22 protein-coding genes and 1 tRNA gene are annotated in these 26,364 nt (G+C 53.2%); 13 read left to right on the top strand and 10 right to left on the bottom strand.

The window, feature by feature from the left end:
• Window positions 1–51 precede the first annotated feature (51 nt).
• Window positions 52–1,998 (bottom strand): glucans biosynthesis glucosyltransferase MdoH, encoded by a 1,947-nt coding sequence (gene mdoH, locus CBR65_RS15990; RefSeq protein WP_198300763.1) that lies wholly within the window; start codon window positions 1,996–1,998, stop codon window positions 52–54.
• Window positions 1,970–3,559 (bottom strand): glucan biosynthesis protein, encoded by a 1,590-nt coding sequence (locus tag CBR65_RS15985; protein WP_232461224.1) that lies wholly within the window; start codon window positions 3,557–3,559, stop codon window positions 1,970–1,972. Before CBR65_RS15985 ends, mdoH begins: the two co-directional genes overlap by 29 nt.
• Before the next feature lie 548 nt (window positions 3,560–4,107).
• Between CBR65_RS15985 and CBR65_RS15980 the strand changes: the two genes are divergently transcribed.
• The 4 genes from CBR65_RS15980 to CBR65_RS15965 all read left to right on the top strand — a co-directional run bounded on the left by CBR65_RS15980 (window position 4,108) and on the right by CBR65_RS15965 (window position 7,454).
• Window positions 4,108–4,620, top strand: a complete 513-nt coding sequence (locus tag CBR65_RS15980) for an MgtC/SapB family protein (RefSeq protein ID WP_087467780.1) — start codon at window positions 4,108–4,110, stop codon at window positions 4,618–4,620.
• 235 nt (window positions 4,621–4,855) lie between these two features.
• Complete coding sequence (locus CBR65_RS15975) at window positions 4,856–6,202, top strand: glycosyltransferase (RefSeq protein ID WP_087467779.1); 1,347 nt, start codon at window positions 4,856–4,858, stop codon at window positions 6,200–6,202.
• Window positions 6,203–6,205: 3 nt separating this feature from the next.
• The gene (locus CBR65_RS15970) at window positions 6,206–6,847 is read left to right on the top strand and encodes a hypothetical protein (protein WP_087467778.1); all 642 of its coding nucleotides are present in this window, start codon (window positions 6,206–6,208) and stop codon (window positions 6,845–6,847) included.
• Window positions 6,756–7,454 (top strand): polysaccharide deacetylase family protein, encoded by a 699-nt coding sequence (locus tag CBR65_RS15965; RefSeq protein WP_087467777.1) that lies wholly within the window; start codon window positions 6,756–6,758, stop codon window positions 7,452–7,454. Before CBR65_RS15970 ends, CBR65_RS15965 begins: the two co-directional genes overlap by 92 nt.
• A gap of 537 nt (window positions 7,455–7,991) precedes the next feature.
• On the opposite strand, the gene gcvH is transcribed toward CBR65_RS15965, so the two are convergent.
• The 5 genes from gcvH to CBR65_RS15940 all read right to left on the bottom strand — a co-directional run bounded on the left by gcvH (window position 7,992) and on the right by CBR65_RS15940 (window position 12,814).
• Window positions 7,992–8,384, bottom strand: coding sequence for a glycine cleavage system protein GcvH (gcvH, locus tag CBR65_RS15960; protein WP_087467776.1), 393 nt, complete (start codon window positions 8,382–8,384; stop codon window positions 7,992–7,994).
• A gap of 47 nt (window positions 8,385–8,431) precedes the next feature.
• Window positions 8,432–9,520 (bottom strand): glycine cleavage system aminomethyltransferase GcvT, encoded by a 1,089-nt coding sequence (gcvT, locus tag CBR65_RS15955; protein ID WP_087467775.1) that lies wholly within the window; start codon window positions 9,518–9,520, stop codon window positions 8,432–8,434.
• A 141-nt stretch (window positions 9,521–9,661) separates the two neighbouring features.
• The gene (locus tag CBR65_RS15950) at window positions 9,662–10,018 is read right to left on the bottom strand and encodes an FHA domain-containing protein (RefSeq protein WP_087467774.1); all 357 of its coding nucleotides are present in this window, start codon (window positions 10,016–10,018) and stop codon (window positions 9,662–9,664) included.
• Between the two features lie 36 nt (window positions 10,019–10,054).
• Entirely contained in the window at window positions 10,055–12,445 is a 2,391-nt protein-coding gene (locus CBR65_RS15945) for a serine/threonine-protein kinase (RefSeq protein WP_087467773.1), read from the bottom strand.
• Between the two features lie 12 nt (window positions 12,446–12,457).
• Window positions 12,458–12,814: an FHA domain-containing protein gene (locus CBR65_RS15940; protein ID WP_087467772.1), complete on the bottom strand. Its 357-nt coding sequence runs from the start codon at window positions 12,812–12,814 to the stop codon at window positions 12,458–12,460.
• 414 nt (window positions 12,815–13,228) lie between these two features.
• Here CBR65_RS15940 and CBR65_RS15935 point away from each other — a divergent pair, with 414 nt between their 5' ends.
• The 6 genes from CBR65_RS15935 to CBR65_RS15910 all read left to right on the top strand — a co-directional run bounded on the left by CBR65_RS15935 (window position 13,229) and on the right by CBR65_RS15910 (window position 20,975).
• Window positions 13,229–15,409 carry an AsmA family protein gene (locus CBR65_RS15935; protein WP_087467771.1) on the top strand — a complete coding sequence of 727 codons (2,181 nt, stop codon included), beginning with the start codon at window positions 13,229–13,231 and terminating at the stop codon, window positions 15,407–15,409.
• Window positions 15,399–16,457, top strand: a complete 1,059-nt coding sequence (gene mutY, locus CBR65_RS15930; RefSeq protein WP_087467770.1) for an A/G-specific adenine glycosylase — start codon at window positions 15,399–15,401, stop codon at window positions 16,455–16,457. Before CBR65_RS15935 ends, mutY begins: the two co-directional genes overlap by 11 nt.
• 109 nt (window positions 16,458–16,566) lie before the next feature.
• Window positions 16,567–18,336, top strand: coding sequence for an ABC transporter transmembrane domain-containing protein (locus tag CBR65_RS15925; protein ID WP_087467769.1), 1,770 nt, complete (start codon window positions 16,567–16,569; stop codon window positions 18,334–18,336).
• Window positions 18,337–18,562: 226 nt separating this feature from the next.
• Window positions 18,563–20,407 (top strand): glycoside hydrolase family 2 protein, encoded by a 1,845-nt coding sequence (locus CBR65_RS15920; RefSeq protein ID WP_087467768.1) that lies wholly within the window; start codon window positions 18,563–18,565, stop codon window positions 20,405–20,407.
• Between the two features lie 108 nt (window positions 20,408–20,515).
• Window positions 20,516–20,791 (top strand): oxidative damage protection protein, encoded by a 276-nt coding sequence (locus CBR65_RS15915; protein WP_087467767.1) that lies wholly within the window; start codon window positions 20,516–20,518, stop codon window positions 20,789–20,791.
• 108 nt (window positions 20,792–20,899) lie between these two features.
• Window positions 20,900–20,975: transfer RNA gene (locus CBR65_RS15910), tRNA-Phe, on the top strand.
• A gap of 270 nt (window positions 20,976–21,245) precedes the next feature.
• On the opposite strand, the gene CBR65_RS15905 is transcribed toward CBR65_RS15910, so the two are convergent.
• The 3 genes from CBR65_RS15905 to CBR65_RS15895 all read right to left on the bottom strand — a co-directional run bounded on the left by CBR65_RS15905 (window position 21,246) and on the right by CBR65_RS15895 (window position 24,330).
• Window positions 21,246–21,548 (bottom strand): hypothetical protein, encoded by a 303-nt coding sequence (locus tag CBR65_RS15905; protein WP_087467766.1) that lies wholly within the window; start codon window positions 21,546–21,548, stop codon window positions 21,246–21,248.
• A 341-nt stretch (window positions 21,549–21,889) separates the two neighbouring features.
• The gene (locus CBR65_RS15900; protein WP_087467765.1) at window positions 21,890–22,906 is read right to left on the bottom strand and encodes an FHA domain-containing protein; all 1,017 of its coding nucleotides are present in this window, start codon (window positions 22,904–22,906) and stop codon (window positions 21,890–21,892) included.
• Window positions 22,903–24,330 (bottom strand): serine protease, encoded by a 1,428-nt coding sequence (locus CBR65_RS15895; RefSeq protein ID WP_232461223.1) that lies wholly within the window; start codon window positions 24,328–24,330, stop codon window positions 22,903–22,905. Before CBR65_RS15895 ends, CBR65_RS15900 begins: the two co-directional genes overlap by 4 nt.
• Window positions 24,331–24,583: 253 nt before the next feature.
• Here CBR65_RS15895 and CBR65_RS15890 point away from each other — a divergent pair, with 253 nt between their 5' ends.
• The 3 genes from CBR65_RS15890 to CBR65_RS15880 are packed head-to-tail and all read left to right on the top strand — an operon-like array spanning window position 24,584 to window position 26,207.
• Window positions 24,584–25,288 (top strand): DUF6249 domain-containing protein, encoded by a 705-nt coding sequence (locus tag CBR65_RS15890; RefSeq protein WP_157672110.1) that lies wholly within the window; start codon window positions 24,584–24,586, stop codon window positions 25,286–25,288.
• A gap of 5 nt (window positions 25,289–25,293) precedes the next feature.
• Entirely contained in the window at window positions 25,294–25,836 is a 543-nt protein-coding gene (locus tag CBR65_RS15885; protein WP_087467763.1) for an RNA polymerase sigma factor, read from the top strand.
• Window positions 25,833–26,207, top strand: a complete 375-nt coding sequence (locus CBR65_RS15880; protein ID WP_087467762.1) for a hypothetical protein — start codon at window positions 25,833–25,835, stop codon at window positions 26,205–26,207. The genes CBR65_RS15885 and CBR65_RS15880 overlap by 4 nt, the downstream gene beginning before the upstream one ends.
• Window positions 26,208–26,364 lie beyond the last annotated feature (157 nt).

Here is a 26,364-nt window from a genome sequence, read left to right as displayed (position 1 = left end):
TGCGAAAAAATCTTTGCTGTTAACAAAAATTGGTCAACAATTTCTCATTAATTAAAACGGCATTTGTGCCAGATTCTGTTCACGCATCTCGGTCCACTTATCCGGCGGTAAAGCCGGCGCCATCGCCGGTGCGGGTAGTGGTGAAACCTTCTGGACCAGTAGTTGTTGCATATCCCTTAAGACGGGATCATCCTCGGTTTCACTCGGGCATAAAAAGATATGCTTGCGCCGCATCAATTCACCCAGATACAAACTGCTTGAATAACGGACGATAGGTGCCGACAGCACCAGTCCGGTCAGGATCGGCATCAACCACCAGAAAAAAATCGGCGCGTAGATAAATGTCACTACGCCCCAGGCGATGGCCACCAATGTAGTACGTGACGTGCGCGCAATCGCTTCGCCCCACGGCAACAGCCGGCCTTCTCGCTCCTGCGCATCCCAGTTCACCTTAAAACCCAATATCACTGAAACAACAAAATACGCATGAAACGCCATCATGATCGGCGCAATCAGGATAGCGAATAAGGTTTCGATAAAAGCCCCTTTGATAATTGCCCAGGTGCCACCAAAAGCACGATTGCGATGTGTAATCGCCACTACAATGCCCATGATTTTAGGCAAGAGCAGCAAGGTAATGGTCAAGCTGATCAACGCAATGATCAGGCCAGTCTTGGCAATCGGCCAGTTGGGAAACAATTGATACGCTTCGGTGAAATACACATTGCTGTTGATCGCGCGAATAACCGCATCCGCCGTGCTCAGTGCGAGCATGGCAAGCCAGATTAGTGAGGAGATGTAAGCGACTGCACCCAATAAAAAATGCAAACGGCTGACGGGATGCAGACCGGCGATATCGAGCAAGCCAAGGTGCTGGATATTGCCTTGTACCCAGCGACGATCCCGCTTGGCATAGTCGATAATATTGCAGGGCACTTCTTCATAACTGCCCTCCAGATCCGCCAGCAAGAAGACATCCCAGCCAGCACGACGCAACATCGCCGCCTCCACAAAATCATGACTCAGGATATCGCCACCGAAGGGGGCTTTGCCGGGTAAGCTGGGAAGACCGCAATAATCGATAAACGGGCGTACGCGTATGATCGCGTTGTGTCCCCAGTAGTTCGCGGCGTTGGTTTGCCAAAATGCCAAACCCGTGGCTAGCATGGGACTGTAAAGTACCGCTGCAAATTGAACAAAGCGCCCAAAAAAAGTGGTTTGCCTTACCGGAATCGGCACTGTCTGAATTAAACCGGCGCGCGGATTAGCCTGCATGGCACGCGTCATTTGCAACAGACAATCACCAGTCATAATACTGTCGGCATCGAGCACAATCATGTGTTCATAACTGCTGCCCCACCGTTGACAAAAATCGGCGAGGTTACCGACTTTGCGCGCAATATTTTTTTCGCGGCGACGATAGAAAATCTGCGCCGATAAATCACCCAGCCGCTCATGCAGTTGTTGCCAGGCATCGAGCTCGGCCTGGGCCACCTGGGGATCGGTGGTATCGCTCAATAGATAAAAATCAAAATGGGCCATATCACCGGTTGCTGCAAGGGAGCGCAAGGTCGCTTCAAAACCGGCGATGACCCGTTGCGTGTCTTCGTTATATACCGGCATCACCACTGCCGTGTGCGTGGTAATCGGTTGGTGACGATAGCGATCGAGATCCATTTTTTTTAACGAGAGCGGATCGCGCTGCATCATCTGCAACACAAATCCGCAGAGGCCACTCCAGAAAGAAATGGTGATCCAGCCAAAGGTAATCGAAAACAAAAATAACAGCACCGCTTCCAGCGGCATCAGATTATTGGCGGCGAGGATGTTAAACATGATCGAGACACCGGCCACGGTGGTGCCTAACACCAGAATAAAAAACAGCGGCCGGCGAATCGACTCTCCCGGTAAACGAATACTGTTTTCCGGTTGCAGGCGCGCGTCAACGGGCAACGCGCGCGCGTGCAGTTTATTGAATTGCATCGGGATACCAGACATAACTCCATACCTCAGTCAGGCGTTGGTCACGCAGTTTGATGAACATGCGCATATCCACCAGGTTATTGCCTTCGGGTTCCAGCTTGAAAGATACACGCCAGGTTTTCTGGTCAGGTAAACGCGTCACCATCAAGTCTGTAATCGTGCCGGAATTTTTTTGCAGCTCCGCTTCCAACGGCACATCGGCAGATAGATTTTCCAATTCACCACCACGGAAATCGATCACAAACTGCCGCTTGCTGTGCGGCGGCGGGTTACTTTGACCGGGCACAGCACCCCAACCGATACGGGTGCGCAACACGCGCGCGCCGCCCTGTTCAGCCAGATGTTGATCGAAGGTGCGCAAGCGATAACTGAAGCGCCGAGTCTCGCCCGCTTTAAATGCTTGCTCAGGTACCCAATAAGCCACGATGTTGTCATTCACTTCACTGTCAGTGGGAATCTCCACCAACTCAACTCGGCCCTTACCCCAATCACCCTGCGGCATCACCCACAGGCTAGGGCGCAATTCATAATCGGCTTCCATATCGAGATAGTGATTAAAATCGCGATCCCGTTGCAGTAAACCAAAGCCGCGCGGATTTTCATCAGCAAGGGAGGACACCCGCAACGCCCGTTGATTACTCAGCGGACGCCAGATCCATTCGCCATTGGCCGCGGCAACCAGCAAGCCATCGGAGTCGTGAACTTCCGGACGGAAATCATCGACAAAACGTGTCGTGTTTTCACCGTGATGGAACATGCTGGTCAGCGGTGCTATGCCCAGTTTTTTAATATCACGCCGCGCAAACAAACGTGCTTCCACCCCCATTTCGGTAGGTGCGCCCGGTGTTATTTCAAACCGATAAGCACCGGTCACTGACGGGCTGTCGAGCAAGGCATACAACACCAGTCGGGTTTGATCCGGCTCGGGTTTTACCAGCCAGAATTCGCGAAATACCGGAAACTCTTCACCACTGGACTCCGCCGTATCAATCGCCAGACCGCGTGCCGATAAACCGTAAACCTGGCCCGGCCCAACCAGCCGAAAATACGAGGCACCCTGAAATACCAGGAACTCATCTTTATATTCGTTCGTGTTGAGCGGGTAATGCACACGGAAACCGGCAAAGCCGATATTTTCCGGCGCCTTGCCCGCCAATGCTTCAGCCTGGCCAACGTAATTAAAAAAGTCCTGTTTGAACTTCAACGAAGGGTCGCCCACGCTGCTGGCCATATGCAGCACAACCGGCTCCCGGTATAAAAACCCGGGATGGAATAATTGAATTTCAAACAAGGATTCACCACGCCAGAGCGACGCTTCCGGACGAAAATGAATTGATCGATACTGGTCATAATTCATGTTAGCCAGTTCATCGGGAATATTGGCTTCTATCGGTTTGAAGTCGTCTTGTGCCAGACTTTTTGCGCGCGCTTCAATCGCATTGAATAGCGCGTTGGGCTCGGGGTCGGCGATCACGGGATCAACAACAGGAGAAGCAACTGCCGATGAGGATGAAACACTGGACGCCGGCGTCTGTTGTTGCGCTTGCACCATGACGCCGAAACATAAGAACGTCATAAGCCAGCTTCCGAGCATAAAACGTTTTGGTAGGTTCCCACTACGGGTGATGAGATTACACATCATCCATTCAATCTCCTGCTGGATTTCTGTTGCCGATGAAAACGCTATCGGGAGTTCAAATGACTCTCCTGATAAAAAATGGTTTGCTGCCGTTTTTCTCTGTGCGAGCTAGCGAACACTCTCTCGCTCAACATCCCGGTCTTGATACTTACTTGAAATCACTGCACAAATCACGCCGGGTCAAGCGTCCATCGCCAACTGGTCGACGCACTGATGCCAACTCTCTACGGGAAGAGACTCTGCAATCGAAGAGATGATTGGGAGAAGACGTGGACCGCATCAGCCTGCGCTGCTGCACAGCATCGTATACCGGTGAATTTACAGTAGATGTCACAACCTATGCGCCATCATAAAACTGCACGCCACCAGCGACTGTTGGTTAACGCACCGTGGCGAGCTTCAACCACGATGATAATCTGGTTAGCGGGTGAGCCTGCCCGGCATTAACTGGCACCAAATTGGTGCCTCTTACCGAGAAAAAACACATGAGTCTCTGGCAGCAAATTTCCGGCACCATTGTCGCCGAATTTTCCGACTTAAAAGATGTAACTGAAATCACGCGCATCAGCGTGCGCCTTTTCATGGCCGCACTGCTCGGCGGTATCCTCGGGTTTGAGCGTGAACAGCGCGGCAAGGCCGCAGGCATTCGCACGCACATGCTGGTCGCCATCGGTGCCGCGTTGTTCGTGCTGATCCCGCAAGAGGCAGGAATCTCGGATGCGGAAATGAGCCGCGTTGTGCAGGGCGTGATTTCCGGTATCGGTTTTTTAGGCGCCGGCGCTATCATCAAAGGCAGCGATGAAAAACACCTCAAGGGGCTGACAACTGCCGCCGGCATCTGGCTGACCGCCGCTATCGGCGTAGCGGCCGGGTTGGGACGCGAGTCTTCCGCTATTTTGTGCACGCTCCTGGCATTGGCCGTATTCCTGATCATGCCGCGCATCCTGGCGTTGCTGGAAGGCCCGGCTAACAACCCACCGCATAAAGATGAAAACTAAGCCAAAACTTTATGTGAGAGCCCGCACAGACCTTCCTTTTGCCAAACAGCAGGCTAGCGTATGGCGAACACCGCTCACTGAACGATGCGCAAATCCTTACAAACTACCCGGTGCATCCTGCGCCTAAAAGCGCTATTGTTTTGCGCGTTGCCGTTCGTTTATTTACCCGTTGTTTTATCGTCAGCAAAACAACAATAACCATGGATTCCCGGAAAGAAAAAAGGAAGCGTGTGGCATGAAAATATTGTTTTTAACCTCCAGCCCCGGCTATGGACACACTCGCGCCGCAGAAGCGATTGACCTCGCCCTGCGCAATCGCTACCCGGACATTGAGACCCAATGTCTCGATGTCACCCATTTGCTCGATGAAGATGTCAGCGCGGCCGTTAAAGATGGCTACCTGCGCATGACTGCTGAACACCCGGAGCTTTATCAAAAGCTTTACGACATGGATAAGGATCTCTATCGGCAATTGGCCGGTAAGACGCCGCCGGATAAAGAACTGGTGGATTTCCTGACCGAGCAGCAACACCGCTGGTATCCCGATGTTAACGAGCACTCCCTGTTTTCATTCTCCAATTCTTATAAGAATCTCGATAGCGCGCTGATTAATACCCTGATCAACGGCATCTGCTATCGGCCGCGCTTTCCGGCCGGTCGCCTCGTACTTCAGGGGTTGTTGGGCCTGGTTTACAGCATCCTCGCCTCACGACTCAAAAATTACGTCACCAGCTATGCTCCGGACCTGCTGGTTGCTACGCAGATGTATCCCAACGCCTTGCTGAGCCGCTCTATTCAAAAAGGCGTGGTGACGCAACCGATTATCGGCGTGCCGACTGACTACGGTGCCCACGGTGTCTGGGTACGCGATACCACGCATTTATATTGCGTCGGCCACGAACGCGTGGCGCACGCGTTGGCAGAGCAGGGTGTATCACCCGGGCGCATCCAGGTCACCGGCATCCCATTGATGCCTGCTTTTGAAAATCCCCCTTCACAAACCCGGGCGCGCCAGAACCTCGGCCTGGACGAGCGCCCAACCATCTTGATTACCGGCGGACAATGCGGCATCGGCACCCTTGATGCCGTTCGCCAATTGGTGCTTGACGATAGCCGTCCCTACCGCGTGCTGGTCACCGCCAGCAATTCCCTGGGTGGACAGGGTGAACTGGAATACCTCGCTCGCGCCAACCCGGACCGATTCAGGTTGTATTCATGGACCGATGATATGGTCAGCCTACTGCGCGCCGCCGACGTGGTGGTCGGCAAACCTGGCGGACTTACCGTCAGCGAAACCCTCGCCTGCGGCCGCCCGTTCATTGCCACCTGTTGCCTTGGCGGCCAGGAAGCACACAACGTCCAATTCCTGAAAGAGCACGGCGCTGGCCTGCGGGTGGACGTACCGGATTTACCGGGCGCCTTGCATAAACTATTCGATAACCCGGACGAATTGCGCCACATGAAAAAACGCGCCGAGCAACAGGGACATCGCTACGCCGCCAAAACGATCGTGACGCAAATTGAAAATCTTGAGCGTGAAAAACGTATCGGCCGTTGGCAGCGCCACTCCGCACAGGAATAGACGATGTCAGGGACCTGGTTCAATAGCGTAATGACCTGGTACGACACTTTGTGGCGTCGCCTGCACCGGGTCGAAAAAATTGATGAATTGTTGAGCCTCTCTTATGAAAACTATGAGGGCGAACGCAAAGCGATGAATGACGGCACCTGGCTGGAACCGGGCGACGCTTTGGCGATCCTGCATTTCAATCATGAGTGCTTTAATGCCGGCAATAACCCGCGCGAATACGCGCGCGGCGCCTTGCGCTTTCGGCGGCTGCTGGTGAAATCGCTAAACCATCTGGCCACACGCATGGCCAGCGAAGAAAAATTTAAAGACATTAAAGCGTTACACGGCGTGACCTGGATTGCACCCCACGGTGAAAAAGTGGGTTTTATGATTGAACGCCTGCCCACCACCTGGGGCAACCGTATGCGCCAGTTTTATTTTCGATTGCTATTAAAAGCGTTTTTTCCAACGCTCGCTGCACGTGAAAATGACCGCTTGCAACCTCATGCTTTCTGGTTGACTCGTCATAATTTGCTTAACTATTTTTCCGAGGAGTCTCACACTGATGAATTCCGAAATCGCAAAACGCGTAACAGTGAATCCGGTGGTTTTGAATCCGACCCAACCCCGGCAGTCCGCCTCGCCGACTATTCTTAAAAACCTCAAACATGTGTCCGGCTACCTGCACAGCCCACTGGTATGCCTGACCTTCGACGATGGCCCCGACCCGGTCTACACCCCGGCCATCCTCGACCTGCTCGCCATGCACAAAATCCGCGCGAGCTTTTTCGTTCTGGGCGAAGCCGCCGAACGTTTCCCACGGCTGGTGGAACGCATGTTGAGTGAGGGCCACACCGTCGGCAATCACACCTACAGCCATCGCCATCCGTGGATGATCTCGCCCGGTCGCGCAAGAGATGAAGTCGCCCGCGGCTCCGAAGCGATTCAAAAAATCACCGGCCACGCCCCCCGCTGGTTCCGCCCGCCCCACGGCCGTTTACGCCGCGCCATGCTTAAGCAGGTGCAAGCTGAGAACATGACGACGGTGTTGTGGAGTCATAGCATTATTGACTGGGGTCCGATGGGGACGGAGACGGGTGTTGCGCAGCGGCTGCATGATATTAAGTTCGGGGATATCGTGTTGATGCATGATGGACAGCGGCAACATAATCATCCGCATTTGATTGTGCAGCAGTTGCCGAAGTTGGCGGAGTGGTTGGTGCAGCGGGGGATTACGGCGGTGACGTTGGATCAGGTGGCTTAGGTTTTTTTGTGCGAAGGTTGTGGCGTGCTGAGGATTGGGTAGCGGGGTGCGAGACACGCCGTAACAAACGGACAGGAAAGTCCGTTTGCACAGCGAAGCTGCCCGCAGGGTGAGCTACATGGATGTAGCGAATGAATACATCCCTGTAGGCTCAGCACCTGAGGCGGAGAGAGTGGATAAAGCAAAAGCGCGGCATAAGCCGCGCTTTTTATGTCCATTCCCGCTTAGAAAATAGTTATAACTTCAAGACCTATCTTAAGGGCTACTTCCCCAAATCAAATTACTCAAAGGGACTAGGATTAAGATCACCTATTCGCAGGATAAATCAGTGTGAGTTTTGCATTGAAGGGGTTGTTTCGAAACCCTCAAGTCAGGGACGACTTGAGGGAGCTACAGGGATGATGCATTCGCCACATCCATGTGGCTCACCCTACGGGCAGCTGCGCTGTGCAAATTGGTTTTCCTGCCAATTTGTCATGCGTTTTCGAAACAACCCCTTCAATGCAAAACGGGTCCGAAGTAACCACTCTAAAAAACTTATTCTTCGTCTTCCACCACACTACGATAATCATCCGCATCCAGCGCATTCTCAAGCTCAGACAAATCATCCGGACGCACACGGAAAAACCAACCATCATCATAGGGCGAAGCATTCACCGTCTCCGGTGCATCCTGCAACTGCTCATTCACCTCAACCACCTCACCGGACACCAACGAATAAATATCCGACGCCGCTTTAACTGACTCAACCACACCCGCCTCTTCACCGGCGGTCACCGTGCTGCCGACTTCCGGCACTTCCACATACACCACATCGCCCAGGGCGTCCTGTGCGTGATCAGTAATACCGATGGTCACGGTGCCATCTTCTTCCACCCGCGCCCACTCGTGACTGCTGAGATATTTGAGTTCTTTGCGAATTTCGCTCATTGCTAAAGTCCTGTGAAAAATAATGGATGACGTAATCTTGTTCGACGTTACACCAGCGGCTGACCGTGGCGTACAAAGTTTGGCTTAACCACTTCGACCGTGACCAGCTTGCCGCGCATTTCAACCTGGCAGTGGCTGCCGATGCTGACGGGGACACAGGCCAAAGCAATAGAATAGCCCAAGGTCGGCGAAAATGTGCCGCTGGTAATCACACCGCGCGCGTCGGTGCCTTCGACGATCACTACCTGCTCAGCACGCAATACGCCGCGCTCGCGCAGGACCAGTCCTACCAGTTTCTGTTGAACGCCAGCGGCTTTTTGCGCTTCGATCACCGGGCGGCCGATAAAATCCCGGCTCGCCGGTTCCCAGGCGATGGTCCAACCCATGTTGGCCAACAGCGGTGAAGTGTCTTCGTCCATCTCGTGGCCGTACAGGTTCATGCCGGCTTCCAGGCGTAAGGTATCGCGGGCGCCGAGTCCGCAAGGTGCGACGCCCACGTTGGCCAGGGCTTGCCAGAAACCGGGGGCTTCGCCGTTGGGCAGCATGATTTCCACGCCGTCTTCGCCGGTGTAACCCGTGCGGGCGATAAACCAGCTGCCGCTTTCTTTGCCCTGAAAGACCGCCAATTGATCAATCAGTGCCGCGCGGGCCTCGCCAGTTACCTGCTTGGTCAGCGCCATGGCATTCGGACCCTGGATGGCGATCATGGCGAGGTCATCGCGCTCTTGCAGCTCTACCGCAAAGTCGGCGGCAATCCGGGTCATCCAGGCGAGGTCTTTTTCCCGGGTGGAACAGTTGACCACCACGCGGAACCAGCCGCTCATGTTGTACACAATCAGGTCATCGATAACGCCGCCCGCTTCATTGAGCATGGCGCTGTAGAGGGCTTTGCCCGGTTCGTTTTCAATACGGGCCACATCATTGGCGAGCAGGCGTTGCAGGTAGGCTTTGGCATCAGTACCGCTGACATCCACGACGGTCATGTGGGACACATCAAACATACCGGCGGCGCGGCGTACCTTGTGGTGCTCTTCCAGCTGCGAGCCATAGTGCAGCGGCATATCCCAACCGCCGAAATCCACCAGCTTGCCGCCCATGGCCTGGTGCAGGGTAAAAAGTGCTGTCTTGTGTCCCATGAGGTTCGTCCTGTTCGGAATGCAACCGCCGTTCAAGAGGCGATCTGGAGGCGTGTCGTGATCGGGTGATAAGGCCGCGTATTCTAGCGGCGAGGGCGGGATTCTGCCAGCGTCAGAGACGCTGGCAGCAAACAGGAGCGATCAGACCGCCGGGATAATGTGGGCGGTTTTTTCCAGGGTGGCTTCGTTGTTGTCGACAAATTTGAATTGGTTCCAGGCGATACGCACCTGGTCATTGTGATGCAAACGCTGGGTACCATTAATACGCTGATCGTTGATAAAGGTTCCGTTGGTGCTGTTGAGGTCGATCAGGTAGTACTCATTAAATTGCGGGAAATGTTCATTGGGTTTGACCAGCAAATTAGCGTGACGCGCGCTCACGGCGGAATCATCGATCTGGATATCACTGGCGGGATGACGGCCGATCTCCAGGGTGCCCTGGCGCAGTTCAAATTTGTTGGCGACTACGTCGTCGATCAGTTGTACGAGCATTGCCATAAAGAGTCCTCGCGGGTTGTAAAAAGAATAAAAAAATCAGGCAAAATCTTTTTGTAATGCCTTGCGTAGCGAACGCGCCATGTCGGTGGCGTTGCCGTAACGCTCCCCCGGTTCCTTTTGCAGTGCCTTGTTGATTATACGGCTGGCACTGGTGGGAATTTGTGAACGCAGATCACGAATATTTTTATGTTTGCCATGGATGATCTGATAACTCAAGCCAGCGATGTTATCGCCGTGAAAGGGCAGCTCACCGCTGAGTAATTGGAAAAAGGTCACCGCCAGACTGAAGATATCGCTGGCCTCGCCCACCTTCTGGCCTTTCACTTGCTCGGGCGACATATACAAGGGGCTGCCGATAATCTCACCGGTTTGTGTGCGTGCATCGCTCACGATACGCGCGATACCGAAATCCGTAACCGTCACCTTCTTGCTGTCCGGGTGATAAAGAATGTTGCCCGGCTTGATATCACGATGCACAATTTGTCGGCTGTGCGCATAGGCGAGCGCTTCTGCTACGTCGGCCACGATGCGGTACACCTGCGCAATCGGCAGTAAATTTTTCGGTGCAATAAAATTACTCAAGGGTTGGCCCGCGACATAATCCATCGCGATAAACGCCAAGTCATGTTCTTCACCTACATCGTAAACCGTCACAATGTTCGGGTGACGCAAACGCCCGGCGGCTTCCGCTTCACGAAAAAAACGCGTTTTAACCGCAGCGAGTTCACCCGTGTCATAACGTGAGTAATCCAGAGTTTTAATTGCCACTCGCCGTGCAATTTGTGGATCGTGACCGAGGTACACCACGCCCATGGCACCGCGCCCTATTTCGCGCTCAATGTTGTAACGGCCAAACTGCGGACGGCTGTGCGGGTCGGCGAGCACCACCGTTTTGCTCAGCGCCAGTTCGATATCTTCGGCGGGCGAGTGCTGTTTGTCGGTTAACTGTTTTAATCGTTTGGCCACGTCCTTGAATGAACGATGGCGTTTATACAACACACGATACGCGGCCAAAGCTTCGTTGACGCGCCGCTTGCGTTCATGTTGCCCGCCGATGTCGTACAACAATTGCAAAACCCGCTCAGATGTCACGCAATCATCCAGGGCTTTTAGCGCTTGATCCAATTGCCCTTGATGCATGTATTGCTGACTCAATTGGCAAGCCACCTCCTGGTGACGCTGCTGCAAACGTTTGTGCGGTTTTTGTTGTTGTCGCCACAGCGCCATCACCAGAAAACCCCACAGTAAATATTGCATGGTCAGCCCCAAGGGCAACCAACGCGATTGGGTAATCTGTCCACCCAATTGCACAACCACCAACAACAATAAACAGAGCAGGGTTGCCAGCAAGGCAACACCGCCGCTCATACGCGGCAAGGCCCATAACAGATACACCAGCGTCAACAACAGCAATAATTTTTCCGCACCGTAAAACCACCAGGGCGAGGTATGATAATTATCGGTGTATAAGCTTTGCATGAATCCCGCCAGCGACAACAGCGAGCTATCGCCGGCAGTGCCGATCAACAATAACGGTGACGGTTCTTCGCTGCGCTGTTGCAGAAAACGCTGCAAGGTGTAATGACTGGTGACCGGCGGAAAGGGACCCTGCGCCTGGAATACCGGTATCACGCTACCGTCAATGTTCGTGTACAAGCGCCCCAGGGACGCGCCATGTAATTCGCTTCGGCCACGCCAGACCAGATTGTCCTGCACTGGCAACAATGCCAGCGCCATGCTCGGATACCAATCGCCCTCGTGCTGCCAAAGCAAGGCTTGCTGCACATCATTTTCCTGAAAATTTATGGCAGGCACTGGAAAAATTTGCCACGGCATGGTGACGGATTCCAATGGCGGCGCGGCGGGAAACAGCGGCGGTTGCATGCTGGCGGGCAACCATTGGTAATACATCATCCAACGCGGTTCCGTCACCGCTAGCTGTTGCTTCGACGCGAGCATGGGCGATAATGTTTCGCTGCCGATAATGACCGCGGGAGACGTAAGCCAACGCTGCAATGCCTGCTGCGCCGCACGGCGATTTTGCCAAGCCGTATCGGCAGGTGACGGCGTTACATCAGAGACTGGTGCGGCATCAATCGGCAAGACAATAGGGCGCGGTAAATCATTGAGAATAATGCCGGTGCGTTGTTGTTTTTTATTTAAATAATCCAGCAGTAATAACACGTCCGGGTTCTGGCCCGGATCATCCATCAGCTGCCGCATTTGCGTCGAAGAAAGTTCCAGAATATCAATAACGGGCGGACGTTGGATGCCGCGCGATAAGGACGCACCGGTAAAAAATAATTGTTTATCAAGCTGCGCCAGGAATGTTGGCGTGACCGCGCTCAGGATAAGCCAAAGCCCTGGCACCCACACCAGTAAACGCAAATCAAAAAAATTTATGCACGCTTGCAAGATAGATCGCATGGATTCAGCGCGTTAGCGGTCCGTGTAATAAATACCGGGAATCCAGCTTTTCTTTATGCGCACCGTTTTTTCCAATTCGTTGGGCAAGGCATCGACCACGCGCAAATTGTGGGTGCCGATGACAATATTATCCGCCGCCTGAATGGGGCTGATCGTGAGTCGTTTACCATTGACGTAGACGCCGTTGGTGCTGTCGAGATCGCGAATCTGATACCCGTCGTCGGTCTTCTCGATAATCGCGTGTTGCGCGCTGACCGTCGCGTCATCAATCACGACCTGATTACTGGTGCTGCGCCCGATGGTGATTTGTTCGGCGAGTTCGTAATGAGAAATATTCGACCCGCGCAACTCATGCAGAATATAAGGCATGATGCATTCCCCAAGTTTATGGTGGTGTACTGCCCTGATCGGACATTCCCTATTGTCGCTTTTGCTTGTCTTGTCGCTTTAGCGTTTCGCCTGAGCTGACGACAGCGATCAAATTTTGAACCACAACACAGAATAGCACAGCCTTTCCATACAAATTGTGACGCCAATCCGCTCTACCGGCATGCAATCATAAAAAGCCGCTGAATGAACCTCATGGAACAAAATTTTCGGTATAGCTTTTGTTGTTTTTATACTGAAAGCGCTAATTGACAGCGCATGATTGATTGGTAGCAGGGCACTTTCGTTTTACACTGCACTCTATTTTTCAAAGCGCCGTTTTTCGCGCTAATCACCACAAAAGCCCGACCTGTTGCCTTTCACTGTCGTTGCCGCTGATGGCATAAGGAGTCCGTTGTGAAGTTGTTACTCAAAAGTCTTGCTGTGCTGATCGGATTAGTATTGCTAGCCTTGATTCTGCTGGTGTTATTGTTTGATCCCAACATGTTTAAACCGCGTATTGAAGCCCTGGCACGCGAACAGGGCGTAGCCTTGAACATCAACGGTGACCTCGGCTGGACACTGTGGCCTAGCCTCGGGATAGACGTCAGTGACGTGCGCGTTGCAGCTCTCAGCACACCGGATAAACCCATTGCGCAACTGGCAGACGCCAGTCTGTTGCTGGCCATCAAACCCTTATTCAGTGGCGAAGTCGTTGTGCATCATGTGCTGGTCGATGGCGCCGTGATCGATCTCAGCGTGGACGAACAAGGCACTGGCAATTGGGAAGCCTTGACGGCCGACGACAGCGATGCAACCACTGCACCTGCCACGCCCCCCACTACAGATGACACAACAACCACCGAAGAATCCGCTCAACAGATGCAGCTCGCGGTAGAAAAAATCAGCCTGAGCAACAGCGCCCTCACCTATAACGATGCACAAAGCGGCCAGGACATTGCCGTGCAGGATATCGCACTCACGGTTGAGCAATTTAATTTGCAGGGCGATCCTTTTGATATGCAATTGTCCCTGATCACCCGCATCAGCAACACCGAACAACCAAGCCAAACGCTGAATGTAGAAACCCGTCTGCAACATCAAGTACAACTGGCCGAGGATTTCAGTACCCTGGCCTTGCGTGAAGGTCAACTCACACTGCAAGTGCAAGAGTCACAAACCGCCGAGCTACACGCAAACTACCAGGTCTCTGCCAGCGATCTGCAAGACGCGGCGCGTTTTGAGGGCGAATTAACGATTCCCTCTTTTAATGCGCGGACGTTGTTGGCCGCGTTAGGCACCGAGCTGGAAACCGCTGAGCAAACTGCCCTGACCGATGTGTCACTCGATACGCGTTTTACCGGCAGCCAGACAGCTATTGCGTTTGATCCGTTAACCATCAAACTGGACCGAACCACAATCAACGGCACCATGGCGGTGACCGATTTTACGACCAGCGCGATCAAGGTCGTACTGAACGGTGATCAGATCAATATTGATCACTACCTGGCTCCCGACAGCGAAACAGAAACACCAGCCACCGCCAGCAGCGCGAGCAGTGATGAAGAACTGATTCCACTGGAAACGGTTAAATCCCTGAATGCCGATATCAGTGCCGATTTTGCGCGGGTCACCATCGCGGATATGCCACTGAAAAATATCAGCCTGCGCACAACTGCTCGTGACGGTGTGGTGAATCTCAATAAAGCGCAAGCTACCGCATATGATGGCGTCATCTCCGCGACCGGAAAACTCGACGGGCGCGGCGATACCGCCGTGATTAACGTCGACGGCAAGGTGGACAGTTTCCAACTGGAGCCTTTCCTCAGCGATATGGAGCTCAATGAGAAAGTGAATTTCACAGGCGCCATCAATGTCACCACAACGGGCACCGCACGCGGTGTTACGATGAACCAATTACTGGACTCACTGGTTAATGAAACCCATATCACCGGTGCACAGGTTAAATTTTTCCCGTTGAATATCGAACAGAAATTCTGCCAGTTGATTAACCTGGTGAACCGCGTGGATGATCCGCAAAAAGCCTGGGAAGACTTCACCGAGATGGAAGACCTCTCCGGCAAGATCACCATGGCCAATCGCGTGGTCACGGTAGAATCTTTTACTGCGGGTATCGAACAACTTATGGTCGGCACCAACGGCAGTCTCGACCTGAACAATGATCGTTATGACTTCCGCCTGCCGTTGAAACTGATTCCTACCCCCACCACCACCGAAACAACAACAGACGGTACAACAGTGGCAGCAACCAGCGCGGAAGGGTGTATCATCGGCAGCAATTACTGGTTGAACCGCAGCTTGTCGCTGCTGCGCTGTCACGGCTCGCTGACTGATTTGAACCCGGTGCGCGATTGCCGCCCGGACAGCAAGGCGCTGGCTTCATTGACCAAGGATTTTGCGGAGTACAAACTGCGCGAAAAACACGGCGATAAAATTGATGCTGCCGAACAAAAAGTCGATGCAAAAAAAGACGAGTTGCGGAAAAAACTCGACGAAAAACTGGGCGGTGAAGGCGCAGGGAAAAAAGCCGAAGACCTGTTAAAAAATATTTTCAAAAAGAAACAAGATGAGCAATGATTTTTCCCGCGCAGTCCTTACCTGGTTTGATAAACACGGTCGCAAAACCTTGCCCTGGCAACAGGGCATTACGCCTTATCGCGTATGGTTATCCGAGATCATGTTGCAGCAAACCCAGGTCACCACGGTTATTCCTTACTTCGAGCGATTTGTCGCGCGTTTTCCGGATGTAGCCAGCCTCGCGGCCGCACCGATCGATGACGTGCTGCATCTGTGGACCGGGCTCGGTTATTACGCCCGCGCGCGTAACCTGCATCGTTGTGCCCAGACTATCATGCGCGATTACGGTGGCCAGTTCCCCAATAGCGTAGAGGCACTGGCGGAATTACCGGGAATCGGTCGCTCGACCGCCGGGGCGATTGTGAGCATTGCGTTTAAACAACGCGCCGCCATCCTCGACGGCAACGTCAAACGCGTGCTCGCCCGACACCATGCCGTAGCCGGTTGGCCGGGCGATGCCAGCACCTTGAAAACCTTGTGGACTCACGCCGAAACATACACGCCCAATAAGCGCGTCAATGACTACACCCAGGCGATGATGGACCTCGGTGCCACCCTGTGTACACGCAGTAAACCCGCGTGCGAACGCTGCCCGGTGATGAACACCTGTGTGGCTTATGCAACGGGCAAGGTGAGCCTGTATCCCGGCAAAAAGCCGAAGAAAACCCTGCCAGAAAAAACGGTGCAATTGCTCATGTTGCGCAATCCCGCTGGTGATATTTTATTGCAACAGCGGCCGCCGCAAGGTATCTGGGGCGGGCTATGGAGTTTTCCGGAAATTGCACTGGATGTGGATGCCCAACGCTATGCCGAAGATCGCTATGGCAAAGTAAGCACCAGTGAAACCTGGGACGCTTATCGTCACACGTTTAGCCATTATCATCTCGATATCACGCCGGTCTTAATACAATTTAAAAAAATGCCCCTTACTATCGCCGAAGCACACCAAACGCTCTGGTACAACCCGCACCAACCCGGCACTATCGGATTGGCCGCACCGGTAAAGAAATTGTTGGAAAAATTAGCGGAATTTGATCCTCGACGTTAATTGTTTGCCACGGGTACAAGCAGGTTCTACAAGGCCGGGCGTGACTTGGCCGCAACAATGTGACAACCACACCAGCGCCTTACCTCACCCACCATCTGCGGGTTTTACTATGTCCTTAGCCACGTCGGAACCATTATCGCGTCGCCGCATACTGCTTGATTTATTACGCCCATACCGTTTACGCATAGCCCTCGCACTGATAGCGCTGATCGTCGCGGCGAGTTGCATCCTGTTTATCGGCCAAGGCTTGAAGCAAGTTATCGACCACGGTTTTATTGCTGGCAGTGAAGCGTTATTGGATTACGCCTTATTGGGATTACTGGGTGTAATTGTGGTGTTATCCCTCGCGACCTTCAGTCGTTTTTATCTCGTGTCCTGGCTAGGTGAACGCATTACCGCTGATTTACGTCGCCGCGTGTTTGCCCACCTGTTAACCCTGCCACCGGCCTTTTTTGAACAAAACCGTACCGGTGATGTGCTATCGCGTTTAACCAACGATACAACGCAATTGGAAACGGTCATCGGCTCCAGCGTCTCCATGGCGTTGCGCAATTTTCTGTTGTTGATCGGCGGCCTGATCATGCTCGCTATCACCAGTCTTAAATTAACGGCGTTGGTGTTACTGGCTATTCCGTTTGTATTGGTTCCCATCATCACCTTCGGGCGTCGATTGCGTAAATTGGCGCGCGCCAGTCAGGATCGCGTGGCGGATGTCGGTGCGTATACCGATGAAGTCATCCACGAAATCCGCACCGTGCAAGCCTACGGTCACGAGACGGCTTCCACGGGAGAATTTAATGCGCGAGTGGAAGATACGTTTAGCACCGCCGTTGCGCGTATTCGCCAGCGCGCCTTATTGGTTGCTGCCGTTATCACGCTGGTCTTCAGTGCGATTGCATTAATTTTATGGGTCGGCGGCCACGACGTATTAGCCGGGCGCATCAGCGGCGGCGAACTATCCGCCTTTATTTTTTATGCGGTGGTGGTTGCCGGTGCGATGGGCACCATCTCCGAAGTCATCGGCGATTTACAACGTGCCGCCGGCGCGACTGAACGCCTGGTTGAACTGCTCACCACGCCATCCACCATTATCATTGCGCCACAACCCACGCCCTTACCCCAACCCGCGCGCGGTGCTGTGAGCATGCAGCAGGTGCGTTTTGCCTATCCCACCCGCCTGGACACTCCGGTATTCGATGGCTTTACTCTGGAGATAGCCGCCGGTGAAAAGGTGGCACTGGTCGGGCCCTCCGGCGCAGGTAAAACCACGGTGTTTCAACTCCTGCAACGATTTTACGATCCACTGGCGGGCAAGATTTGCATCGACGGTATCGACTTAACAACGGCTGATCTCAATGACGTGCGCCGGCACATTGCCCTGGTGCCGCAAGACCCGGTGATCTTCGCCACCAGTGTGCGCGATAACGTGCGCTATGCGCGACCGGATGCCAATGACGATGACGTCATCGCCGCGTGCGAGGCGGCTTATGCGATGGAATTTATCCAGGCGCTGCCGGAAGGCCTGGATACGTTTCTCGGCGAGCGAGGCATTCGGCTGTCCGGCGGACAGAAGCAACGCCTCGCCATCGCCCGTGCGATTCTCGCCGACCGTCCGATCCTGTTACTCGACGAAGCCACCAGCGCACTGGATTCCAACAGCGAACAAGTCGTGCAACAAGCGCTGGAACATTTAATGAAAAACCGCACCACACTGATGATCGCGCACCGGCTTTCCACGGTGGTAAATGCGGACCGCATCCTCGTACTGCAATCCGGACGGATTGTGGCGAGCGGTACGCACACTGCGTTACTGGCGGAAAACACGCTCTACCGACAACTGGCACGCCTGCAATTCCAGCTGGATACGCCGGTCGTATAGCTTGGGATATCCTGAACTGGTGCACTTGCGTAGCAGCAATGCACTCATTAAGTTGGTACACCATTAAGCTGTGTAAAAAAAGTTGGGTAAAAAATTTCCCGCCACAAAGCCTGAGCTGTTAGGCTTTGTGGCCTATTGATCTCTGCATAAATTGATACCTGCACAAGCCCACACCAGAGGGGCGAGAACATCCGCACAATAACCCGATAATAATGGGAGACTCACTGTGAAAAAAATCATTCATAGCCTGGGCTGGCTTGCCGTGTTGTTCAGTGGCATGGCAAGCGCTGCCGACACGGCGCTACAGGTTTATACACGCGACACCCACTCACTCAACGGCGAATGGCGCATCATTGTTGATCCCTATGAAAACGGTTTTTACAACTACCGTTATGAGCCCTTTGACCAACAGAAAAACCCTTCCGTCAACGCCTTCTTTACCGACTCGAAGATGCAAAAATCCACCGACCTGGTGGAATACGATTTTGACAAAGCCCCCACCCTACAAGTCCCCGGCGACTGGAATACGCAAAACGAAAAACTCTATTACTACGAAGGCAGTGTCTGGTATCGCAAAACATTTGATGCGCCGGCCATGCAAGACACGGATCGCGCCTTTGTGTATTTCGGTGCAATAAATTACCGGGCAGATGTGTATTTAAATGGGAAGAAATTGGGCGTCCACGTCGGTGGATTCACACCGTTTCACTATGAAATTACCGACAAGATAAAAGCGCAAGGCAATTCCCTGATCATCAAAGTCGACAACAAACGTCACGCCGATGCCGTGCCCACGTTAAACACCGACTGGTGGAACTACGGTGGCATTACGCGCACCGTGCAATTGGTGATTGTGCCGGAAACATTTATTCGCGACTACACCATTGCACTGACATCGCTGGAAAATAAAACAGTGTCCGGCAGCGTATTGATTGACGGCGCCAAAGGTGGTGAAACGGTTCAACTGGCGCTGCCTGAATTGAACATCAAACAAACGCTCAAGGCAGATAAAAATGGGCTGGCAAGTTTCCGCTTTTCGGTACCCGATGCGCAGCTCTGGTCACCGGAAAATCCCCAACGCTATACCGTTGAATTCCAGTCAGGTGCAGACACGTTAACCGACAAGGTCGGTTTGCGCACCATCACCACCAAAGGAAAACAATTGCTGCTTAATGGCGAGCCATTGTTCCTGCGTGGCATTTCCGTGCACGAAGAATATTCAGCCGAGAACGGCGGGCGTGTGCGCAACAAAGGCGAAGCGAAACAATTGCTCCTCTGGGCCAAGGATTTGAACGCGAATTTTGTGCGTCTTGCCCATTATCCGCACAACGAAGACATGGTACGCCTCGCCGATGAAATGGGTTTATTGGTTTGGTCGGAAATTCCCGTGTACTGGACCATCAATTGGACTAACGAAGCCACTTACCAAAATGCCGAAGATCAACTCAGCGCGATGATCGAACGCGATAAAAATCGCGCGGCCATTATCATCTGGTCGCTCGCCAATGAAACGCCCGTGTCCGATGCGCGCAATCGTTTTCTCGCCCGCCTGGCCAAAAAAGCGCGCTCACTGGATAACACGCGCTTACTCAGCGCCGCGATGGAAAAACATTATCGCAGCGACAACCCCAACATCGCAGTGGTAGAAGATCCCCTCGCCGAACTGGTCGATCTGGTGAGCTTTAATCAGTACATCGGTTGGTACGATGGTCTGCCGGAAAAAGCAGAGCACGTCACCTGGGAAATTCCTTACAACAAGCCGGTATTTATCAGCGAATTCGGCGGCGGCGCCAAGCAGGGTTACCACGGCGATGCCAACACCATCTGGACCGAGGAGTATCAGGAAAGCATCTACCTGAAAACCCTCGCGATGCTAGACAAGATCGACGGCTACGTCGGCACCTCGCCCTGGATTCTGGCGGACTTCCGCTCGCCACGCCGCTTGCTCAACGGCATACAAGACGACTTTAATCGCAAGGGCGTGGTGTCCAATAAAGGCATCAAGAAAAAAGCGTTTTATGTACTGCGCGATTATTATCAGGAAAAAGCCAAGCCGGCGACACAGGAATAATTTTACCGTCACCTACGCACCCGGCTGATGCCGGGTGCGCAAACCGCTGGCATCCACCGGGCTCCGCCGTTATCCTGCGCGCTCCCGAATTTAGCAGGAGGATTCACCATGCCTCGTACCGTTTTCTGTCGCAAATACAAACAGGAACTGGAAGGTCTCGACCAACCGCCGTACCCCGGCGCCAAAGGCCAGGACATCTACGACAATATCTCCAAAAAAGCCTGGCAGGAATGGATGGCGCACCAGACCATGCTGATCAATGAAAAACGCCTCAGCCTGATGGACATGGGCGCTCGCACCTACCTGGCGGAGCAAATGACACGCTTCCTCTCCGGGGAAGACTACGACGCGGCGGAAGGCTACGTGCCGCCGAGCAATAAATAACCAATCGGCATAAAGATAGCGGAGAAAGAGGACAAAATTACTGCCGCAGGCTTGACTCAACCTGGCCGAGCGGGTTTAATACGCGCCTCTTGCGCAAGCAAGGTTCCAGCCCAGATAGCTCAGTCGGTAGAGCAGTGGATTGAAAATCCTCGTGTCGGTGGTTCGATTCCGCCTCTGGGCACCATGAATTACACAAAAAAGGCTCGATCTTCGGATCGGGCCTTTTTTGCTTTTTGGCAAATCGCTACATCTACCCTATAAACGTTGCCCGCTTTATCAGCCCTCATTTCACCGTTGATTTGGAAATCCAGAAAAATCAGCGGCCTTTCAATTCAATAGTCATGCAAAGCTAACGAGATTCGCACAGCAAGCAAATCAAACGCATTAACTTCTCAAGTATTTATTGAAACAATCAGCGTAGAAATTTTTTAAGCAGAAATAACGTCGCAAACAATCAATACTGATTCGGTTCAATATCGCGACGGCAGGCGAGGATGTGGGTGGCGATTTCGCGGGGGGTTTTGCCGAGGTTGAGCAGGCTTTTGATAATGGTTTTTTCTTCGATGGTAAGCGTCTTGCCATCGAGCATCGAGTCAATCCAATCCACCGTTACCCGATAAGACAACCGCAGGGCTTCATCGACGATCAGCTCAACCGGTACGCCGAAGCGCTGGTAGTATTCGACGAGGGATTTCTCCCATTCGTACAGCTCACGGTGCAATAGTCGGCTCGTCGCTATTTTTTCGCATTCGTCCATCAGAAATTGTTATCCGATTGTGTTATTTAAAAAGCATGTTACCGCTACGGCTGAATATATAGCACATACTACCAGTGGGCACGCCATGTCGTTGTGCGTTATTTGCTATAAAAGAGGCGATTATCACTGTAAAGATTCGTTTATCTTTACACGCTGCTACGCCCCATCCGACCTCAGATACAAAAATTACCTGGAGACATTGCTTGTGGTGATCATCTCCAACAGTTTACACGCTAGTTCTCGGGCTTATCGAGCATCTTGATGTCAGGCGCCTGCACATCATTTTCTTTTCCAATCAAGCGCCATATTTCAATAGAAAAACCTGAAACAAAAAGAGCGGATTACTCCGGCTCTTGCTCTTCTTGCTCCGGTGTATCTTCAGGTTCCGCACCATCTTCCAATTCGTCCGGATCTATTTCTTCCTGCTGCGCCTTATCCAGTCCGCCCTTCATCTTCTGGGCCTGCTCCATAAATTCATCGACTGAATGATCCTGGCTTTGCCGCAGACTGGGGGGCAAGAGCGTGTGCATATAAAGCTCGCCGGCAAGGCGGCCGCTGTTCTGATAGCTGTTAATAAAGCTTAGCCCCATGGCGCCTACTGTTAATAGCACAGCCAGCGCGCCCCATTGCCGCCGTCGCCGGGGAATGACGGTGGTCATGTGGAAAAATAAAACGACGGCGATGATGACCGTGTCAAAATGCGCTGAATATCGGGTAAAAAATTCCAGCGAGAAGGCGTAGGCCAAGTAAGCGCTCAGCAGGCTCCATAATTCTCCGACCATTAATCCGCTGGCCGCAATAAACAAATGCCGTCCGAATCGTAATTGACCACTGAAAAGATGATTGACCAAGGCCCAGGCGCCACTCCAGAACACCATGCTGATGACCACGGTGGCGATTTCGCTCAGGTAATCCAGCAGCTCGGTTTTACCAGTCTGACCGAGCCAATGCGCAAAAGATGCCTGCAGCGCGAGCAATACCAGGCCCGCGAGCATAGGCGGCCAACCTTCCCAATGATGGTTGGTGGAATCGGTCAACTCTTCCGCGACCACAAAATCCCGCTGCCGCACGCGCAGATTAGTATGACCAAGGCGAACCGTCGTGTGGCCATCCAACACTTGCTGCGGAACGCGTTGCCGCTTGTGCACAATGCCGTTGCGCGATTCCAGGCTGCGAATGATTAACTCACCGGATTCCGTGGCTTCGATGATGGCGTGATGGGCCGCCGTGTGCGGATCATCCAGAATAATGTCGTTGTCGTAGGCGCGTCCGATGCGCAGGGGCAACGCGTGAAAAGGATAACGCTGTTTTACATCGCCGTTGCGCGTAACGATTTCAACAAAGAAGGCGTGACTCATTCTGCTTCGCCTCCTGTTTTGTCATTCGCTGTTGTTTCATCCGCCGGCACCTCAGCGGCTGATGCTTCTTCAACAGGATTTTCTGCGTTAACGCTATCCGCCTGACGCGTGACCGCGTTTAACAATTTCCGCGTTAGCGCCATGCCGTTGTCGTAGGAAATACCACGCAACTCGTACAAACTTTTTACACTCATCAAGGCATCGTCAGTGGTGATGGTCAGCAGGGTAAAGTTGTACAAGCCGGCAAATTTGCGATAGGCCGAAGCACACAGCACCGCGCGCATGGGTAGCTGATCGTTAGCTACAAATTCTTCTGTGCATTGTTGCGCGGTGACTTCTTCGCTGCGATGACTGCTCCAGATCTGGTGGCTGAAACTGTCGCTGACCAATCGCGAAAAGCGCAAAGCATTATCTTTTTTACTGCGAACCAATTGATGATCAAAGGACACACGACCGGTCTGCAAATTACCGGAGATAAACACCACCGATTCCATACCGCAATAAATACTGTCAGTGGTATAGCCTTCCTGGGTGTTGTCTTCCGAATTGCCCCAGCAGCGCAATTGCTCCGACTCGCGCACCGGGATTTGATAGGGCCCGAGCGTCTTGCTGGTCAGCGGCTCACTCAACAGGTGATCCATCATGACTTGCTGATACTCCAGCAATTGTTCACCGATGATGGGTTTGAAATCGGTCGGCGGTGTCTCCCGGCTTTGGGCAGTCGTCACCAGTTGTTGCAGATAGCGGGCGGGCACAAGAAAACTGACCAGCTCTCCATCGCGCCGATGAGACACATTCACGCCGGCAATATCACCAGCCGCAGTGATGTTGGGGCCGCCACTCATACCGGGGTTCAGCGGGCCGGTAAACATCAGGTGATCAGAGAAACCACGGCGACTGATGCCGTTGTAGGTGCCCTCGGAGATTGCAAATCCCAGGTCCAGCGGGTTACCCAATGAATAAAGATCCTCGCCTTGTTCCAGTGCCTGCAGATCATCCGGCAACTGAAAGGAACCGGTACCCGTGCGATCCACCCGCACTATCGCCAGATCGCGCAGCACATCCACGGCAATCAATTCCACCGTGCCTTTTTTACCGTCGGTGTCCACGTATTCGCCCACATAGGTCTCGGGCTCCAGTGCAATTTGCGAGATGACATGGTAATTGGTGACGGCCAGGTTGCCTTCACCCAATAAAAAACCGGAGCCGGTGGTGGATTGACTGCGCCCGTTGCGCAACAGCACACGCAATTGCAACAGGTCTTTTTTGGCTGCGGCATACAAGCGTTGCGCACTGGAAGAGGGAGGTGCGATTTTGTCGGCAGTAGTGGTTTGTGCCTGCAAAGGGAGTATGGCTGCTACACATACGACCAACACCATCCACCAGGACACATGTGCCGTCATGCGGCATAACGTCGATAACAAGGGAAGCCTTCCTTTCAATCAATAGAACATAACGGGCAAGTCACCGCCCGATCTATACACGATGAGGAATCCGAGTCTACGTGACCCATCATCGGGCGCCAAGCGGGTTTTGTGGATCAATAAAGAATCCTGAACGGTGGACGCAGGGATCGTTAATATAATGCTGCCGCCTGAATCCAAAACGCACCCCGGATGCGTCACAGCATTAACGGCGCTGATTGCAGCCGCACTTTATGACCACGAGGATTTTGTTATGGAGTTAATTGCCTCCCGAATGTTTCATACCGGTTTGATTAACCGTATCGGACTTTTGCTGTGCTTGCTGTTGGCGATGCAGGTCTGGGCGGAAGAGTCCCAAACACCGGATATCACGCCTCCGGCAAGCAGCGCGCCGGCACCGGCTCTTGCGCCCATTCCGAGCAAACCTATGGCGGTGCCAACCATTCCAGACCACCCAGCCGGCCATGGCACTCAGGGAGAAATACTGGAGCAGCAGATCGCCGAGCACATTTCACGCAACCTGGAGCGGGAATTTGAGGGGGCATTTGACTCAAACAATGATTATGACGCGACGTTGCTGATTCCACTGTTTGCCATCTTCTTTATCTTCGGTGGCCCGATCATCCTGGTCATTGTCCTGATGATGATGCATTACCGCGCCAAGGCACGCCGCGAACGCCAGCAAAGCGAGAACATTGCGCAACTGCTGGCTGCCGGAAAGGATGTGCCGCTGGAACTCTTGCGCGGCGACGAGGCCAGCAGCGCGGTCGCGGAGGACAACCTGCGCAAGGGGGTCAAAAATATCGGTATCGGCACCGGCCTGCTGATCTTCCTGACGATATTGTTGGGTATCAGCATCGGCGCTGTAGGCTTCATCATGATTGGTCTGGGTATTTCACAGTTAGTGGTGTGGAAGCTGGCTGACAACAAAACTGCGCAACAGAAGATCCAGGACTAAACACGATGTCGGTCTCCGATCAGGACCTGATTGCGCGGGCTGTTAACGTTAAAGACCAGCATGCGTTTGCGCAGCTGGTCTTGCGTTATCAATCGCAACTGCGCTTGTGGGCGCGGCGCCTGTGCAATGGCGATGTTCATCTTGCCGATGACCTCGCCCAGGAAACCTTTATCAAGGCGTATGCCGCGCTGGCAGGATTTCGTGCGGAGGCGAAGTTCTCCACCTGGTTGTATCGCATCGCCTTTAACATCGCCGCCAACCGCTGGCGCGCCAAAAAGATCGACTGGTGTGAACTGGAAGAAAACGAAGATGCCGAAACGGAGGTGTGCGAGCTACAGCAATTCGCGGCGAAAAAGGATGTGGCGTCAGCCATGGAGCAATTGAGCGCGGCCCAACAGCTGGCTATTCGCCTGTGCTATGAAGACGGGTTTTCCCATGACGAAGCGGCGGAGATCATGAGCCTGCCGCTCGGCACGGTCAAAACCCACATCGCGCGGGGCAAACAAAAACTGCAAAAGCTCTTGTCATCCTGGAGTGAAGTCGTATGATCAAACCCATTGACCCTTATCAACCATCTACCATGAACTCACCCGACGAATTCGACCAATTGCTGGCCCGACAACTGCGCAACAGCCAGGAGTATCTGGCGGATGACGGCTTTACCGCCGGCGTCATGGCGCAGCTCGACAACCGGCCGGCGCTCAGCCGCCGCACCCAATGGCTGATTACCGGTGTTCCATTGGCACTGATCAGCGGCCTCGTGTTCAGCCAGTTACCGGTGCAAGACATCGGCCTGGTAGTCGGCAGCAGCTTCTCAGGTGTGGAGCCAGTCACCATGATCAAGCTGGGTGCCTTGCTATCAGGCGCCATTATCCTCACCAGTCTCGGCTGGTGCGCACGGCAAGCACGCTTGCTGTAACACATCCGTACCAGCCTCCATCCCCCCCCTCAGTTACTTCATTTCGAAATAACTATCGCTGGACTCATGACTTACTAATTGTTGTAACCGGTTACTCAAATTGCAATAATTCTGCAATCAATCATTTGATTAATCTATAAAAATAAATGTAATCGAC

It is taken from the genome of Cellvibrio sp. PSBB006 (assembly GCF_002162135.1).
Lineage (GTDB): Bacteria > Pseudomonadota > Gammaproteobacteria > Pseudomonadales > Cellvibrionaceae > Cellvibrio.
This window is presented reverse-complemented; position numbering and strand designations above follow the sequence as displayed.

What these genes read in the sequence shown, in the direction of transcription:
- mdoH (WP_198300763.1), bottom strand. Translation starts at nt 1,998, where the DNA reads ATGTCTGGTATCCCGATGCAATTCAATAAACTGCACGCGCGCGCGTTG.
- CBR65_RS15985 (WP_232461224.1), bottom strand. Translation starts at nt 3,559, where the DNA reads ATGACGTTCTTATGTTTCGGCGTCATGGTGCAAGCGCAACAACAGACG.
- CBR65_RS15980 (WP_087467780.1), top strand. Translation starts at nt 4,108, where the DNA reads ATGAGTCTCTGGCAGCAAATTTCCGGCACCATTGTCGCCGAATTTTCC.
- CBR65_RS15975 (WP_087467779.1), top strand. Translation starts at nt 4,856, where the DNA reads ATGAAAATATTGTTTTTAACCTCCAGCCCCGGCTATGGACACACTCGC.
- CBR65_RS15970 (WP_087467778.1), top strand. Translation starts at nt 6,206, where the DNA reads ATGTCAGGGACCTGGTTCAATAGCGTAATGACCTGGTACGACACTTTG.
- CBR65_RS15965 (WP_087467777.1), top strand. Translation starts at nt 6,756, where the DNA reads ATGAATTCCGAAATCGCAAAACGCGTAACAGTGAATCCGGTGGTTTTG.
- gcvH (WP_087467776.1), bottom strand. Translation starts at nt 8,384, where the DNA reads ATGAGCGAAATTCGCAAAGAACTCAAATATCTCAGCAGTCACGAGTGG.
- gcvT (WP_087467775.1), bottom strand. Translation starts at nt 9,520, where the DNA reads ATGGGACACAAGACAGCACTTTTTACCCTGCACCAGGCCATGGGCGGC.
- CBR65_RS15950 (WP_087467774.1), bottom strand. Translation starts at nt 10,018, where the DNA reads ATGGCAATGCTCGTACAACTGATCGACGACGTAGTCGCCAACAAATTT.
- CBR65_RS15945 (WP_087467773.1), bottom strand. Translation starts at nt 12,445, where the DNA reads ATGCGATCTATCTTGCAAGCGTGCATAAATTTTTTTGATTTGCGTTTA.
- CBR65_RS15940 (WP_087467772.1), bottom strand. Translation starts at nt 12,814, where the DNA reads ATGCCTTATATTCTGCATGAGTTGCGCGGGTCGAATATTTCTCATTAC.
- mutY (WP_087467770.1), top strand. Translation starts at nt 15,399, where the DNA reads ATGAGCAATGATTTTTCCCGCGCAGTCCTTACCTGGTTTGATAAACAC.
- CBR65_RS15925 (WP_087467769.1), top strand. Translation starts at nt 16,567, where the DNA reads ATGTCCTTAGCCACGTCGGAACCATTATCGCGTCGCCGCATACTGCTT.
- CBR65_RS15915 (WP_087467767.1), top strand. Translation starts at nt 20,516, where the DNA reads ATGCCTCGTACCGTTTTCTGTCGCAAATACAAACAGGAACTGGAAGGT.
- CBR65_RS15905 (WP_087467766.1), bottom strand. Translation starts at nt 21,548, where the DNA reads ATGGACGAATGCGAAAAAATAGCGACGAGCCGACTATTGCACCGTGAG.
- CBR65_RS15900 (WP_087467765.1), bottom strand. Translation starts at nt 22,906, where the DNA reads ATGAGTCACGCCTTCTTTGTTGAAATCGTTACGCGCAACGGCGATGTA.
- CBR65_RS15890 (WP_157672110.1), top strand. Translation starts at nt 24,584, where the DNA reads ATGGAGTTAATTGCCTCCCGAATGTTTCATACCGGTTTGATTAACCGT.
- CBR65_RS15885 (WP_087467763.1), top strand. Translation starts at nt 25,294, where the DNA reads ATGTCGGTCTCCGATCAGGACCTGATTGCGCGGGCTGTTAACGTTAAA.
- CBR65_RS15880 (WP_087467762.1), top strand. Translation starts at nt 25,833, where the DNA reads ATGATCAAACCCATTGACCCTTATCAACCATCTACCATGAACTCACCC.